This window comes from Pseudomonas sp. GW821-FHT04D07 (assembly GCF_059420225.1).
The window spans coordinates 92,797-106,662 of record NZ_JBWKTH010000002.1; the positions used below are offsets into that span (position 1 = coordinate 92,797).

Annotated in this window: 12 protein-coding genes; 3 read left to right on the forward strand and 9 right to left on the reverse strand. The window is 64.2% G+C overall.

Annotated elements, in window-relative coordinates; genetic code table 11:
- Positions 1-13 precede the first annotated feature (13 nt).
- Positions 14-1,405 carry an L-cystine transporter gene (locus tag AC07T0_RS04000; protein WP_494999962.1) on the forward strand — a complete coding sequence of 464 codons (1,392 nt, stop codon included), beginning with the start codon at positions 14-16 and terminating at the stop codon, positions 1,403-1,405.
- Positions 1,406-1,571: 166 nt separating this feature from the next.
- Here AC07T0_RS04000 and AC07T0_RS04005 read toward each other — a convergent pair whose 3' ends face one another.
- Complete coding sequence (locus tag AC07T0_RS04005) at positions 1,572-2,084, reverse strand: dihydrofolate reductase (RefSeq protein WP_494999963.1); 513 nt, start codon at positions 2,082-2,084, stop codon at positions 1,572-1,574.
- A gap of 140 nt (positions 2,085-2,224) precedes the next feature.
- Here AC07T0_RS04005 and AC07T0_RS04010 point away from each other — a divergent pair, with 140 nt between their 5' ends.
- Positions 2,225-3,604: a DUF2868 domain-containing protein gene (locus tag AC07T0_RS04010; RefSeq protein WP_494999964.1), complete on the forward strand. Its 1,380-nt coding sequence runs from the start codon at positions 2,225-2,227 to the stop codon at positions 3,602-3,604.
- Complete coding sequence (locus tag AC07T0_RS04015; protein ID WP_494999965.1) at positions 3,597-4,970, forward strand: DUF3482 domain-containing protein; 1,374 nt, start codon at positions 3,597-3,599, stop codon at positions 4,968-4,970. The genes AC07T0_RS04010 and AC07T0_RS04015 overlap by 8 nt, the downstream gene beginning before the upstream one ends.
- Before the next feature lie 10 nt (positions 4,971-4,980).
- Here AC07T0_RS04015 and AC07T0_RS04020 read toward each other — a convergent pair whose 3' ends face one another.
- From AC07T0_RS04020 to AC07T0_RS04055, 8 genes are all read right to left on the reverse strand, one after another.
- A complete protein-coding gene (locus AC07T0_RS04020) occupies positions 4,981-5,517 on the reverse strand; it encodes a hypothetical protein (protein ID WP_494999966.1) in 537 nt (178 codons plus the stop codon).
- 117 nt (positions 5,518-5,634) lie between these two features.
- Positions 5,635-7,017, reverse strand: coding sequence for an efflux transporter outer membrane subunit (locus AC07T0_RS04025; RefSeq protein ID WP_494999967.1), 1,383 nt, complete (start codon positions 7,015-7,017; stop codon positions 5,635-5,637).
- Positions 7,014-8,024: a lysophospholipid acyltransferase family protein gene (locus tag AC07T0_RS04030; protein ID WP_494999968.1), complete on the reverse strand. Its 1,011-nt coding sequence runs from the start codon at positions 8,022-8,024 to the stop codon at positions 7,014-7,016. The genes AC07T0_RS04025 and AC07T0_RS04030 overlap by 4 nt, the downstream gene beginning before the upstream one ends.
- Positions 8,021-10,186 carry a peptidase domain-containing ABC transporter gene (locus AC07T0_RS04035; RefSeq protein WP_494999969.1) on the reverse strand — a complete coding sequence of 722 codons (2,166 nt, stop codon included), beginning with the start codon at positions 10,184-10,186 and terminating at the stop codon, positions 8,021-8,023. Before AC07T0_RS04035 ends, AC07T0_RS04030 begins: the two co-directional genes overlap by 4 nt.
- Entirely contained in the window at positions 10,183-11,463 is a 1,281-nt protein-coding gene (locus tag AC07T0_RS04040) for an HlyD family secretion protein (protein ID WP_494999970.1), read from the reverse strand. The genes AC07T0_RS04035 and AC07T0_RS04040 overlap by 4 nt, the downstream gene beginning before the upstream one ends.
- 195 nt (positions 11,464-11,658) lie before the next feature.
- Positions 11,659-11,811 carry a hypothetical protein gene (locus AC07T0_RS04045; RefSeq protein ID WP_191489403.1) on the reverse strand — a complete coding sequence of 51 codons (153 nt, stop codon included), beginning with the start codon at positions 11,809-11,811 and terminating at the stop codon, positions 11,659-11,661.
- A gap of 310 nt (positions 11,812-12,121) precedes the next feature.
- Complete coding sequence (locus tag AC07T0_RS04050; protein ID WP_494999971.1) at positions 12,122-12,718, reverse strand: phosphonate degradation HD-domain oxygenase; 597 nt, start codon at positions 12,716-12,718, stop codon at positions 12,122-12,124.
- Positions 12,715-13,851 carry a TIGR03364 family FAD-dependent oxidoreductase gene (locus AC07T0_RS04055; RefSeq protein WP_494999972.1) on the reverse strand — a complete coding sequence of 379 codons (1,137 nt, stop codon included), beginning with the start codon at positions 13,849-13,851 and terminating at the stop codon, positions 12,715-12,717. The genes AC07T0_RS04050 and AC07T0_RS04055 overlap by 4 nt, the downstream gene beginning before the upstream one ends.
- Between the last annotated feature and the right edge of the window lie 15 nt (positions 13,852-13,866).

The following is a 13,866-nucleotide window of genomic DNA, read 5'->3' on the forward strand; positions in this document are numbered from 1 at the left end:
TTCTGGAGCTTCAATGAATCTGCCGCTGATTCTCAACCTGCTGGTATTCCTCGCCCTGCTGCTGGGGCTGGCCCAAACCCGCCGCAGCACCTTCAGCCTGGCGAAAAAAGTCCTGCTCGCCCTGGTCCTGGGGGTGCTCTTCGGGGTCGCCCTGCACAGTATCTACGGTGCCGGTAACCCGGTGCTCAAGGCTTCCATCGGCTGGTTCGACCTGATTGGCAACGGCTACGTGCAATTGCTGCAGATGATCGTGATCCCGCTGGTGTTCGCCTCGATCCTCAGCGCCGTGGCCCGCCTGCACAACGCCACGTCCCTGGGCAAGATCAGCTTCCTGACCATCGGCACACTGCTGTTCACCACGGCCATTGCCGCGCTGATCGGTATCGGCCTGACCAACCTGTTCGGCCTCAGCGCCGAAGGCCTGGTGGCCGGCACCCAGGAATTGGCCCGTCTGCAAGTGATCCAGAGCGATTACGCGGGCAAGGTTGCCGACCTGAATGTGCCGCAGCTGCTGCTCTCGTTCATTCCGCAGAATCCTTTCGCCGACCTGGCCCGGGCCAAGCCGACCTCGATCATCAGCGTGGTGATCTTTGCCGCGTTCATGGGCGTGGCCGCGCTGCAACTGCTCAAGGATGATGTCGAGAAGGGTCAAAAGGTGGTGAATGCCATCGACACCCTGCAAGCCTGGGTCACGCGCCTGGTGCGCCTGGTGATGAAGCTCACGCCCTACGGCGTGCTGGCGTTGATGACCAAGGTGGTCGCCGGTTCCAACCTGCAGGACATCATCAAGCTGGGCAGTTTCGTGGTGGTGTCGTATATCGGCCTGGGCTTGATGTTCGGGGTCCACGGGCTGCTGGTGTCGCTGGCCGGGATCAATCCGCTGCGCTTCTTCCGCAAGATCTGGCCGGTGCTGACCTTTGCCTTTACCAGTCGCTCCAGCGCAGCGAGCATTCCGCTGAGCATTGAAGCCCAGACCCGCCGCCTGGGGATTCCACAATCGATTGCCAGCTTTGCCGCATCGTTCGGCGCGACCATCGGCCAGAACGGTTGTGCCGGGCTGTATCCGGCGATGCTGGCGGTGATGGTTGCGCCGACAGTGGGGATCAACCCGCTGGATCCGCTGTGGATCGCGACGTTGGTGGCCATTGTGACCTTGAGTTCGGCCGGGGTGGCCGGGGTCGGTGGTGGGGCGACATTTGCCGCGCTGATCGTGCTACCGGCGATGGGCTTGCCGGTCTCGCTGGTGGCGTTGCTGATTTCCGTGGAGCCACTGATCGACATGGGCCGCACGGCACTGAACGTCAGCGGTTCGATCACCGCCGGGGCGATTGCCAGCCAGGTGATGCAGCAGACTGACAAGGCCTTGCTGGAGGCTGAGGAACATGGGGAATTGGCGCAGGCTTGAGTTCTGCGGCGCCTGATAGATCGACTTCGCGGGCAAGCTCCGCTCCCACAGGTTCTCGGCCGTACACAAGATTCGGGTACGACTCAAAACTAATGTGGGAGCGGAGCTTGCCCGCGAAGAGGCACTCAAGACCGTGCTCAGCCTCGACACCTCTTAGGAACAGCGTTTAACGCTTTTCCCACACCTCGAAGCTGAACGCCGGCTTACCCTCAGCCGCCGGATGCGGTTCATCCGACACCAACGTCCACTGACCTTCATCGATCTGCGGAAACCAGGCATCGCCTTCCGGACTCAAGGCCACACGGGTCAGGTACAGCCGATCCGCCTGCTCCAGCCCCTGGGTATACAGTTGCGCACCGCCGATCAGCATCAACTCGCTCGCGCCCTGCTCCAGCGCCCACTGTTCAGCACGCACCAGCGCCGCCTCCAGCGACGGAAAAACTTCCGCGCCCTCCAACTGCAAACCGGCCTGACGACTGACCACCAGGTTCAACCGGCCCGGCAACGGCCGGCCCAGCGAGTCCCAGGTCTTGCGCCCCATGATGATCGGCTTGCCGAGGGTCGTGGCCTTGAAGTATTTGAAATCCGCCGGCAAATGCCAGGGCATGCTGTTGTCGACGCCGATCACGCGGTTTTCACCGAGGGCCGCGATCAGGCTTAAAGGGAGAGTTCTGTTCATGCCGCCGAGGATACCAGAGCCCATGGGCCGACTCGGACATACGCCGACAAAATTAACGCCCGCTTTCCCGCACGGACAACGGGATGCAGCTACCCGCCACAGCGGTTATGCTTCCAGCTCACTTGAGCCCAGGACGCCGCGTGACTGAACCGACTCCCCTGCACCGCCTCTGGCTGACCGAGACGGTGCGCCTGCGCGAAGAACAGGCAGGCCCGCTGGAAGACCTTGAGGCCAATCGCCGCGCTCGCACCGCGGGGGGCGACCTGCCGACCCGCATCCAGCACCGCGCCCTCTGGCTGGCCGAACGCGACGGCCTGCTCACGGCCTTGCACCATTGGTTGCAAGGCGCGCGCCTGGCACTGCTGGTCCTGGCGCTGCTGGTGATAGTCAGCGGTGCCGGCATGGCTTTCGCCGCCCTGGGCAACGGCCAGGCGCCGGTCAATGTGTTCTGGGCCCTGGGCAGCCTGCTCGGGCTGAACCTGCTGTTGCTGCTGAGCTGGGCCTTGGGCCTGGCGTTCGCTGGCGAACACGCGACCAGCTTCGGCCGCCTCTGGCTGTGGCTCAGCGAAAAGCTCGCCCGCGATGCCCAGGCCGCGCAACTGGCACCAGCCCTGCTGCTGATGCTGCAACGTCGGCGCCTCAACCGTTGGGCCATCGGCATGGTGGTTCATGGACTCTGGTTGCTGGCCATGCTCAGCGCGCTGGTCCTGTTGTTGATGTTGATGTCGACCCGGCGCTACGGCTTTGTCTGGGAAACCACCCTGCTGCGCGGTGACACCTTCGTCGCGCTGACCCAGGCCCTCGGTGCCCTGCCCGCCCTGCTCGGATTCAGCCTGCCCGACCCCGAAACGATCCGGGCCAGCGGCAATACCGCGTTGGACCTGGAGAACGCCCGGCACGCCTGGGCCACCTGGCTGGTGGGGGTGCTGGTGGTCTATGGCGTGTTGCCGCGCCTGCTGCTGGGCGGGTTTTGCCTGTGGCGCTGGCGCCATGGCAGCCGCGCCCTGAGCCTGGACCTCAATCTGCCCGGCTACGCGCAACTGCGCGAACGCCTGATGCCCAGCAGCGAGCGCCTGGGGGTCAGCGACGCGGCACCCGACGCGCAGCACAACACCCAAGCCGGCGCCACCGCCCTGGAGAGCGAAGGCGCCTTGCTGGTGGCCATCGAGCTGGACGACCAGCGCCCCTGGCCGCCGACCCTGCCGAAAACCGTGCGGGACGCCGGCATCCTCGACAGCCGCGAGTCGCGGCACAAACTGCTCGAACAATTGACCCGCTTCCCGCCGGCGCGCCTGGCGATTGCCTGCGACCCACGGCGCTCGCCGGACCGTGGCAGCCTCGGGCTGATCGCCGAACTGGCCCGCAGCGCCGGGGCGACCCGGGTCTGGCTGCTGCAGGCGCCACCCGGCCAGGCCCTGGATGCCGATCGCCTCGGCGACTGGCACGGCGCCCTGCAACAACTGGAACTGCCCTTCGCCGACAGCGCTCCGCTGAACTGGCTGGAGAGCGGCCATGACTAAAGCCCTGAAACTGGCCGTGGTCGGCCACACCAATGTCGGCAAAACCTCGCTGCTGCGCACCCTGACCCGGGACGTCGGCTTCGGCGAAGTCTCCCACCGCCCCAGTACCACCCGACATGTGGAAGGTGCGCGACTGTCGGTGGATGGCGAAGCCCTGCTCGAACTCTACGATACCCCAGGCCTGGAAGACGCCATCGCCCTGCTCGACTACCTCGAACGCCTGGATCGCCCTGGCGAACGTCTCGATGGTCCGGATCGCGTCGCCCGTTTTCTCGACGGCAGCGAAGCCCGCCAGCGCTTTGAACAGGAGGCCAAGGTGTTGCGCCAGTTGCTGGCCTCGGACGCTGGGCTCTATGTGATCGACGCCCGCGAGCCGGTGCTGGCCAAATACCGCGACGAACTGAGCGTCCTGGCCAGTTGCGGCAAGCCGCTGTTACCGGTGCTCAACTTTGTCAGCAGCGCCGAACAACGCGAGCCGCAGTGGCGTGAGGCCCTGGCCCGCCTGGGCCTGCACGCCCTGGTGCGCTTCGACAGCGTGGCCCCGCCGGAAGACGGTGAGCGGCGACTGTATGAAAGTCTGGCGCTGTTGCTGGAAGGTGCACGTCCACAGCTGGAACGGCTGGTCCTCGACCTGGAGGCCCAACGCCAGGCACGGCGGCAAAGCGCCAACCGCCTGATCGCCGAACTGCTGATCGACTGCGCGGCCTGTCGGCGCAGCGTGATCAGCGCAGCCGACGCGCAAACCCAAGCCATCGGTGAATTGCGCCAGGCCGTGCGCCGGCGGGAGCAACGCTGTGTCGAGGCCTTGCTCAAGCTCTACGGGTTCCGGCCTGGCGATGCGGCTGCCGGCGATCTGCCGCTGCTGGACGGGCGCTGGGGCGACGACCTGTTCAACCCGGAAACCCTCAAGCAACTGGGTGTGAAGGTCGGTGGCGGGATTGCCGCGGGAGCGGCGGCGGGTGCCGGTATCGACCTGCTGGTGGGTGGCCTGACCCTCGGTGCGGCGGCCCTGGCCGGTGCCCTCGCCGGCGGCGCCCTGCAAACCGCGCGCAGTTATGGCAGCCGCCTGCTGGGCAAACTCAAAGGTCAACGGGAACTGACCGTCGACGACAACGTCCTGCGCCTGCTCGCACTGCGCCAACGGCAACTGCTGAAAGCATTGGAAGCCCGTGGGCACGCGGCGATGGACAGCATCCAGATGGGCATGCCGAGGGATACCACCTGGCGTGAAGGCAAGTTGCCCGAGGCCTTGCACAAGGCCCGGGCGCACCCGCAGTGGTCATCGCTCAACCCTCAGGCCCGGTTGAACCGGCCAGAACGCCAGGAACAGATTGATCTGTTGCTGCAACGCCTGGCTGAAACCTGAAGTCGAGCCTTCAGCTATACCACTTGAACTTCAGAAAGGTCCGACCCATATATTTGATCCACTCCTCTTCGGCCCGGCTGACAATACCCTCACCGTCGATATCGAAGTAAACCACCGAGTCCAACGTCCCATTATTGTCGGTATCATGGGCCGAAGCCTTATAGATCAGAGTCTGGTTTCTGGGCGTCCCCGTCCCCTCATGAAGATGCAGCCTCACCACATTCGGTGACTTGTCACGGTGATAGTTCTCGGCAAACACCTTGATATAACGCTGCCAACTTTTCCCCCGGTTGAACCAGCCAAGCTTCAGGAAACTATTGGCACAGGCCCGGATCAGCTTTTCATCCTTGGCGTTGTCCTTGCCATCACGGTTGACGTCGCCGCCGAACTGCAAATCGGTCACCCCATCGGCGCTCACATCCACCGCCGCGGCCTTGAGCACCAATTTGTCGGGCTGACCCGACACTTCTTCATAAAAGCGCAGCAACACGGTATCGGCCCGACCATTACCGCTGCGATCCTGGGCGGTCATTCTCAGATAACGCATAAAAGACTCCTTTCCATGTGAGTCCTCACCTTAATTCGCCACAGCGATCAGTCACCAGACCAGGATTCCTGACCTTGCGTACGAATGTGCACCCACCTCTGAAAGACGCGGCGCCACTCAGGACCAACCACCGCCCAGGCTCTTGTACAGCGATATACGATTGCTCACCTGCAACAAGCGGGTCCGGATCAGGGCTTGCTGCGCCGTGCTCAGGCCACGCTGGGCATCGAGCACCTCGAGGTAGCTGTTCAAGCCATCCTGATAGAGCAATTGCGCCAACTCGACGCGGCGCGATTCGCTGCGCACCAGTCGTTGCTGCGCGTCGCACTGTCGATCGAGCGGTTCGTTCGAAGCCAGGGCGTCAGCCACTTCACGAAAGGCCTGCTGGATCGAACGCTGGTACTCGACCACAGCAATATCGCGCTGCACCTTGGACAGCTCGAGTTGCACGAAACGTCGGCCGATATCGAACAGCGGCAAGCTTACGGCGGGCGTAAAGGACCAGCCCTTGGCCTCCCCGGAGAACAGCTCACTCAACTGCGGGCTGCTGACGCCGAAGAAACCGGTCAGGGAAATACTCGGCAGGAAGGCCGCCCGGGCCGCGCCGATATTGGCATTAAAGGCCTTGAGCCGCGCCTCGGCGGCGCGAATATCCGGGCGCCGCACCAACAACTCGGAAGGCAGGCCCGGGGCAATCTCCGGTAACTGCGGCCCTTCGCCCCAGGCCCCGGAGGAAAGCCGCGCAGGGTCAATCGTCGCCCCCACCAGCAGCTCCAGGCGGTTCAGCGCCAAGCTCTGTTGCCGGGCCGCGTCGGCCATCTCGGCCTCCAGCGTCAAGGCCAGCGTATCGGCCTGGCGCAACTCCAACTCGCTCGCCAGCCCCAGTTCCTGACGGCGACCGATCAGGCGTTTCGACTCACCGGCCCGTTCCAGCAACTGGCGGTTCTGCCGGTGCAATTCAAGATAGCCACGATGTTCGTAGTAAGCCGTCGCGACCTCGCCGACCAAGCTGATCTGCACGCTCAGGGCATCTTCCTCACGGGCGACCAGACGCTGCCCGGCTTCAGCCTTCAGCGCGCGGACCCGGCCCCAGAGGTCCAGTTCAAAGGCCGTGATCCCTAGTCTGAACTGCCCCTGCTCATGGATCACCGCCTTGCGGGTGGGCGAGTCCGCTGCGGAAATTTTCTGCCGCTGCACCGAGCCGTCGACACCCCCGCCGGGCCATTGATCGGCAGCGGAAATCCCATGCAACGCTCGCGCCTCATCGATACGCAGGACGGCAACCTGCAGATCACGGTTATGCGCGCGCGCCAGCTCGATCAGCGCTTGCAGCTCGGGGTCGAGAAAGACCTCGCGCCAGTCCGGTAACGACCCGGCATCGCCCCGCCCCCCCGCTCCACGCCAATGCTCAGCCACGCTCGGTGATGGTTGCTGGTAGTCGGGAATGAACGAACACCCCGCCAACAGCAACATCACCAGCCCCGGGTAGCCTGCCTTCATCCCAGCCCCCGTCGTTGCAGAAGTCCTGGCAGCCCCGCAGCTTTCTCGTCCGAAGCCTTTTGCCGCTGGTAGAAGGCCTCCAGCCGCGCCAGGTAGAACCAGTGCTCCGGGGCCGCGCCAATAAACGACTCCATCGCCCGCGCCCATTGCGCCTGCATATCCGCCGCCGCGGTCCTGCCGATCCACTGGATCACATGCAGTTCGCCGCAACCACCGAGCCGGGCACGATGCCCCGCCAGCAGCACATCGCACTTCATTTTCGCTGCCAGGAACATCGGGCCCTTGACGAATTGCGCGGCGCGGCCGAACAGGCGCCCGTCCACCGGCTCGCCGGAGCGCACCCCACCGAAGCTCACCGGCAGGTCGGCAAAGATGAGCACCTGGTCACCGCGCTTGAGCGCCCGGGCAATCGCCAGCGCGGTCTTTGGAGCGTTGCTGTCGAGAATATCCACGCGGTGACCGAAGGCTTCCAGGCTCTTGAGGGAGCGCCGGGTCAGGGGGTCGTTGAAGTTCCAGATCGGGATGATGAAACGCTTCGGGACCGGGCAGCGCTCGATCATGCAGGCCACCGCCATCCAGTACTCGCCCGTGTGGGCCAGCACGATGATCGTCGCGCGCACCCGCGTACGCGGCCAATGTTGCTCCGGGTCATGCCAGGTAATTGCGCGAATCCAGGCGCGCAGTCGCTCGGGATGATTGCGCGGGTACAGCATCTGGTAGATCGCACACTGCAACTGGATGGCGCTGTAGCGACAGGCCAATGACCGGCAGGCGCGAGGTTCCAATCCGAACAGTTCGAGATTCTGTCGGCAGGTGTTGTAGTCCGCGCCGCGCCACACGGCCGGCAACCGCAGCAGGAAGGCCGGCAACAACGGCAAGCAACGGTGCGCAAACTTCAGCCGAAAGATCAGGGCCAGCCCCTTGATCAGGCGCGCGCGTAGCCCGGCCTTGCAACGCATCCACCACAACCAGCGGCGGATCGGCCAACCCGGGCGAAACGGATTCATCGCGCCGCGCCGCTCAAGGGCCGCAAACGCCCCTGGTGCATCAGCAGTACCGTGTCGCAGGCCTGGGCCACGGCCTTGTCGTGGGTCACAATCACACACAGCATCGGCAAGTGGCGCACGGTCTCGATAATCACATCGCGGGCACCGGGGTCCAGATGGGAGGTCGGTTCATCGAGCAACAACAACTCCGGACGCCGATACAACGCCCGGGCGATCAGCAAGCGTTGTTTCTGCCCCGAGGACAATTGCACGCCCATGGGGCCGAGCAAGGTGTTGAAGCCGTTGCTCAGTTTCAGGACGCTTTCCAGCAGTCCGGCCTGCTCGACACAGGTCTGCAAACGCAAGCCGTCCAATGGGTCGCTGTCCATCAGGATATTCTCGATCACCGTACCGGCGATGATCTCGTCGTGCGCGGTGACATAGGCCACGCTCTGGCGGTAGCGACGCAAACCGAAATGCCGCATCGCCAGGCCGTTGATCCTGAAGCGTCCCGTGTCCAGGGCATAGAACCCGGCGAGCACTTTCAGGAAGGTGCTCTTGCCGCAACCCGAAGGGCCGAATATCGCGATGCGCCGGCACCGGCCTTCCAGGCTGAAACTCAGGTCCTCGAAGGTTGGCCGGTCGAACGAACTGTAGCGAAAGCGCGCGCCCTCGATCTGGATCGAGCGCAAGGGTGGCTGCTGGCCAAGAGGATCGGCGCTGTACACGCTCGACTCCACCTGCTCGACCGGCTCATCGACGATTTCCTCGACCCGCTTGAGCTCGACCTTCACCAGCCGCAGGTTCATATAGCTGTCGACCACCTTCAGCGCGCAGCCCATGAACATGTCCTTGTAGAGGACGAAGGCGAACAGGTCACCGACGCTGTTCTCGCCATGGAGCACGGCCAGCGCGCCGAGGGCGCTGACCAGCAGCGAATGGCCGTGGGACAGCCCTTCATGTACCACCTGGTTCATCGCCTGCAAACGCTGGACGCCGGCGCGGGCCATTTCGGTGTCGGTGTGCTGGTTGCTCCAGTTCGCCAGCTTCGCCGCTTCGTAGTTGTAGAGCTTCATCGACTCGACATTGCCCAGGGTGCCGAGCAAGGTCACGTTGCGCGCCGTCTCGGCTTCGATCGAGGTTTTGTGGTGCTTCTCCATCACCGGCAGGGTCAGGCCACGAAACAGGAAAAACAGCAGGCACAACAGCAGTGACAAGGCCGCCAGCTTGGCGTTGATCAAGGCCATCAGCGCGAGAAACGCCACGCCGAAGGCCAGGTCGATGGCGATATCCATCCAGCCGGCGGTGAACTGCACGAAGGCTTTGTCGGTGGCCTGGGTCCGCCGCAGGATATCGCCGGGGGCGCGGCGTTCGAAGTAACTCACCGGCAGCCGCAGCAGCCAGGCGATAACTCCGGTGGACAGGTCCTGGCTCAGGGCGATGCGCAGGCGCATATCGAGGAGCGCGCGCAGCCAGGCGGCGAGGCTCTTGAACAGAAAGATCCCGCCAAAGACGTAGAGGATCAGAAACAGGAAATCCTCGTCGTTCTTCGCCACCACTTCATCGATGGTCAGGGAAAACAGCTTGGGCGCGGCGATGGCGCCGAAGTAACCAACCACCGAGAGCAGGCCCATGGGCACCAGGTAACGCAGCAGCCAGGTGTTGTTGCGCAGCACGCCGAGCGGGCCGAAGGTGCCGGGCATCCGCCGCTGGACCTGGGTGGTAAAGCCCAGCCCCGGAAGCATTTCCAGCGCCGCGCCGCTGAACATCGACAGCGCCTCTTCCCAACTATAGAAGCGCCGCCCCACCGCCGGATCGACGATATGCAGCCCCTGGCGGTTGGTCGACTGCAGCACGACGAAGTGCATGTTGTTCCAGAACAGGATCGACGGCGTGCGCAGTTGCCGCACGTCATGCAACTGCAAGCGTAGCGGGCGGCAGCTGAAGCCCAGCTCCTCGCTGACCTTGATCACCTGGAACAACGACATGCCGTCCCGCGCCACCCGGTAGCGCTGGCGCATCTCGCGCAAGGTCAGGGCCTTGCCGTGATAACCGGCGACCATGGCAATCGAGGCCATGCCGCATTCGGACATTTCGTCCTGGAGAATCACCGGGACCGTGCGCTGGAACAGCTGCCGCGAGCGGGCCAGGGCCTCGCGCAGCGATTGCTTGAGCCGGCTCATGCCGACTCACCCACGGGCCGCGCCGAGGCACCTCGCGCTGGTAGATAGTCGGGATTGCCCGCCAGCCCGCGGAGCACCGGCAGGAACAACCACTCCATCAGGTTCAGGCGTTCCAGGCGCAGCGAACCGCTGAGGGTCATACCGTCCTTGAGCCAGTCCTGGCGGATCTTGGTGCGCGGGTCGGAAAAATCGAGTTTCACCTCGGCCCGATAGGTCGGCCCCGGTTCCTCGCTATCGGTCCTGGCACCGGGCGGGGCTTCGAGATAGGTACTGGCGGTGCTGCGCACGATCTGCCCCTTGATCACGCCGTAGCGCTCATAGGGAAACGCATCGACCCGCACGATGACCTCGGTACCGGCGCTGGCGAAACCAATGGCTGCCGGACTGACATCGAGGATCACCACCGGCGCCTCGTGCAGGGCCCGGCTGATGCGTAGCAACATCATCGGCTGGCCGCCCTGGGCCCGGGCACCGGGAAATACCGAGACGGCATCGACGACCCCCTCGACGGGCGACAACAGGACATATTCCTGGCTTTTGTTGAGGGTCTCGAGGCGCTCGCGCAGGTCGTGACGTTGCCGGGCGAGGTCACTGACGCGGCTGGCGAGGGTGTGATCGGCCTCACTGCCGCGCTGCTCCAGCTCAAGGATCCGCTGTTGCGCGCTGGCCTGGGCCAGGTCGTTATTGGCCAGATCCTGGAGCACCGCCTCGTGCTTGACGATCGCCTCGTTCAGCGCCGCCACGGACACCGCGCCCTCGGCCGCCAGGCGCTCGTGACGCTGGCGGTTTTCCTGGGCAATGGCGGCCCGGCGCTGGATCGAACGCTTGATGGTGGCGGTGAGTTGCAGATCCTTGTGCAACTGCCCGATCTGCAATTGCAGGAGTTTTTGCTGGGTTTCGTGGGCCGAGCGGGCCTGGGTTTCATCGCCGGCGGCATCGTCCAGCAGGCTGCCCAGACGCTCGGCGCTTTGGGCGGAAAGGGGTTTGTCGCTGCCTTCGTTGAAGCTTTCCGGCTCCAGGGTACGGATCCGCACCAAGGGCTGGTCCTTGCTCACCGACGCGCCGGCCTCGACCAGCACTTCGCGGATATGGGCGGGGCGCTCACTGGTGATGCGGACCACATCGCGGGTGAGGATCCGGCCCTGGACATCTTCTTTCTTCGCGTAGTTGCCGATAAACAGCAAGACCAGGCCACCGGCGAAAAACAGGCAGACGAACCAGGCGAAGACCACGGGTGCCAGCGCCGCTCGCGGCGCGACCTTGCCCAACTCAAGCATAGGTGAACTCGTGCATGACAACCGACGCGACAGGGCTCGCGCCGATGAAGGAATACAACCTTGAGGACACTGAGCACTTTGTAGGAGCCAGCTTGCTGGCGATGGACGTCAACGATAATGCGGGGCATCTGAAACCACGCGGCGCCCTTGAGTTCATCGCGAGCAAGCTCGCTCCTGCACGCCCTGGCAGCGGGATCAGCTGGCTTTTTTCAGGCCTTCGGAGATCCAGTCGACGGCTTTGTCGAGGATCGGACCGAAGTCGGTGAAGAACCCGGAACCACGAACGTCCTGGGTCTCTTCGAGGGTCATTTCCTGAAGGGTGTTTTCTTGTTGGGTTGCTTCCAGCATAGGTATGGACCTCGGCATTATTATTGGATGAAGACAACATCGAGTCGTCCGGCGAGAGCACCGGCGAATCGAACTTTCAGGCAGTTCCGGAACGACGCGCCGTGCTTGAACTGCGAGTGCCATCTTCGGCCAAGGTCGTATTTATTTATATCCGAATAGTCTCTGGAGAACGGCGTAAAGCCGCATGAGCATGTAGGAACTGCGCCCGCCCTTCTGGATGTACCGAATTCCCCTGTAGGGGCCCGGCTTGCCGGCGATGGCGGCCGGGCAGACACCGCAAGACTCAATGGCCTCATCGCTGGCAAGCCAGCTACAAGGTTCGTGGTGTAGATGAAGTCGATGTGAGGATCAGCAGCTGCGTCGCCTTGGCGCGCAACAGTTGCAGGTCGATCACCGGCACTTCCTCGCACTTGGCCTGCTCGTCCCAATGGCGCATCCGCAGGCTCACGGCACACAAAGGGTTCAGCTCGAATTCCCGGGCTTCGTCCTCCGTCATCAGCCCGCCCTGGTATTCCAGAGTCCGGCGACTCGCTTCGCTCAAACGCTCGTAGTACCCAGGCTCGCGCAACGTCAGAAAACGCTTGGCCTGGACGTGATACTCCACCAGCCGCGCCAGCCGCTCGCTGAAGCCGGCCCGGCGCAAATAATCGGCACCGAGGCGCTCGTGACTGACCGCGCCATAACCGCCCATATCCCCCGCCGGTTGTTCACCAGACGGGCAGATATGCCCGATGTCATGGAAGAACGCCGCCAGCACCACTTCATCGTCGAAGCCCTCGGCCAAGGCCAACTGCGCGGCCTGGGACATATGCTCCAGCTGGGATACCGGCTCACCGATGTAGTCGGCGTTGCCAAACTGCCGGTACAAACCGAAGACTTCATCCAGCACCTGCTCGACGGACCTCATGCCGACTCCCCCAGCAAGCGGGCGATATTGCCTTCGGCCAGGGCCGGGCCGACGCTCATGCCAACACCCGTGTGCATCAGCGCGGCGCTCAGCCCCGGTGCGGCCCGAAGAAACGAAAACGGTCCCGGCCCCTTGGCACCGTAAACCCCTTGCCAGCGCTCCAGCACCCGCACCTTGCAGCCCAGGGTGTGCTCGGCCAGCTCCAGCAGCCAGGTATCGACCGGTTCGGCATTGAACGGCGAGGCATCGCTGCCGTAGTGGTGGGAGTCGCCGATGATCAACTCGCCATAAGGCGTCGGGCTGATCAGCAGGTGAATGCCGTGTTCGTGCAGGTGCGGACTGTCGCGCAGGATCTCGGCCTGAACGGCCGCCGCCTCCGGCAGGTCGGCAAAGGCGCCGTAGTGCACGCAACTCAGGCCGGTGAGCAGCGCGTGTTGCAGGTTCAGCTCGACCTGGGGTCGGGCGCGGAGCATTTGCAGGCGGCAGATGCTCGGTTGCAACTGGCTGATGGGCTCGGCTAGCAGGGTCTGATAATCGTGGCCGGAACAGACGATGATCTGTTCGGCGTGAAAGGTGCCGGCGGTGCTATGCAACCGGCCGGGCTCGACTTCGCGGACCAGGGTCGAGAAGTGGAAGGTCACGCCCAGTTCCCGTCGCAGGTACTCGATCAGCGTCGGGATCGCCTCGCGGGAGTAGAGCTGCTGGTCGTCAAGGCCGTGCAGGGCGGCGCGGTGATGACCGAACTGGCCGCCGTAGAGATCGTTCAGCGCGGCGCCGCGCAGCAGTTCGACGCGGTAACCCTGTTCCTCGGCGCGACCGGCGCAGAAGGCGTCCAGCAGATGTTCTTCAGCTTCGGTGCGGGCAAACAGGTATGAGCCGTTGCGCTTGAGGGCGAAGCCGGCCTGCTGCGCCCAGTTAGCCCAGATATCGCGGCTGGCGCGGGCCAGCTCGGACATGATGCCCGGCGGTTGGCCGGTGACCAGGGCCTGGCCGAAATTGCGCACCGAAGCGCCCAGGGGCGTGGTGCTGCGTTCGAAGACCGTGACCTTGAGGCCGCGCCGGGCGGCGGCGTAGGCGTGGGACAGGCCAAGGATGCCAGCGCCGACGATGAGGATGTCGCTGTGATTTTTCATTGAAGGGGGGTCCTG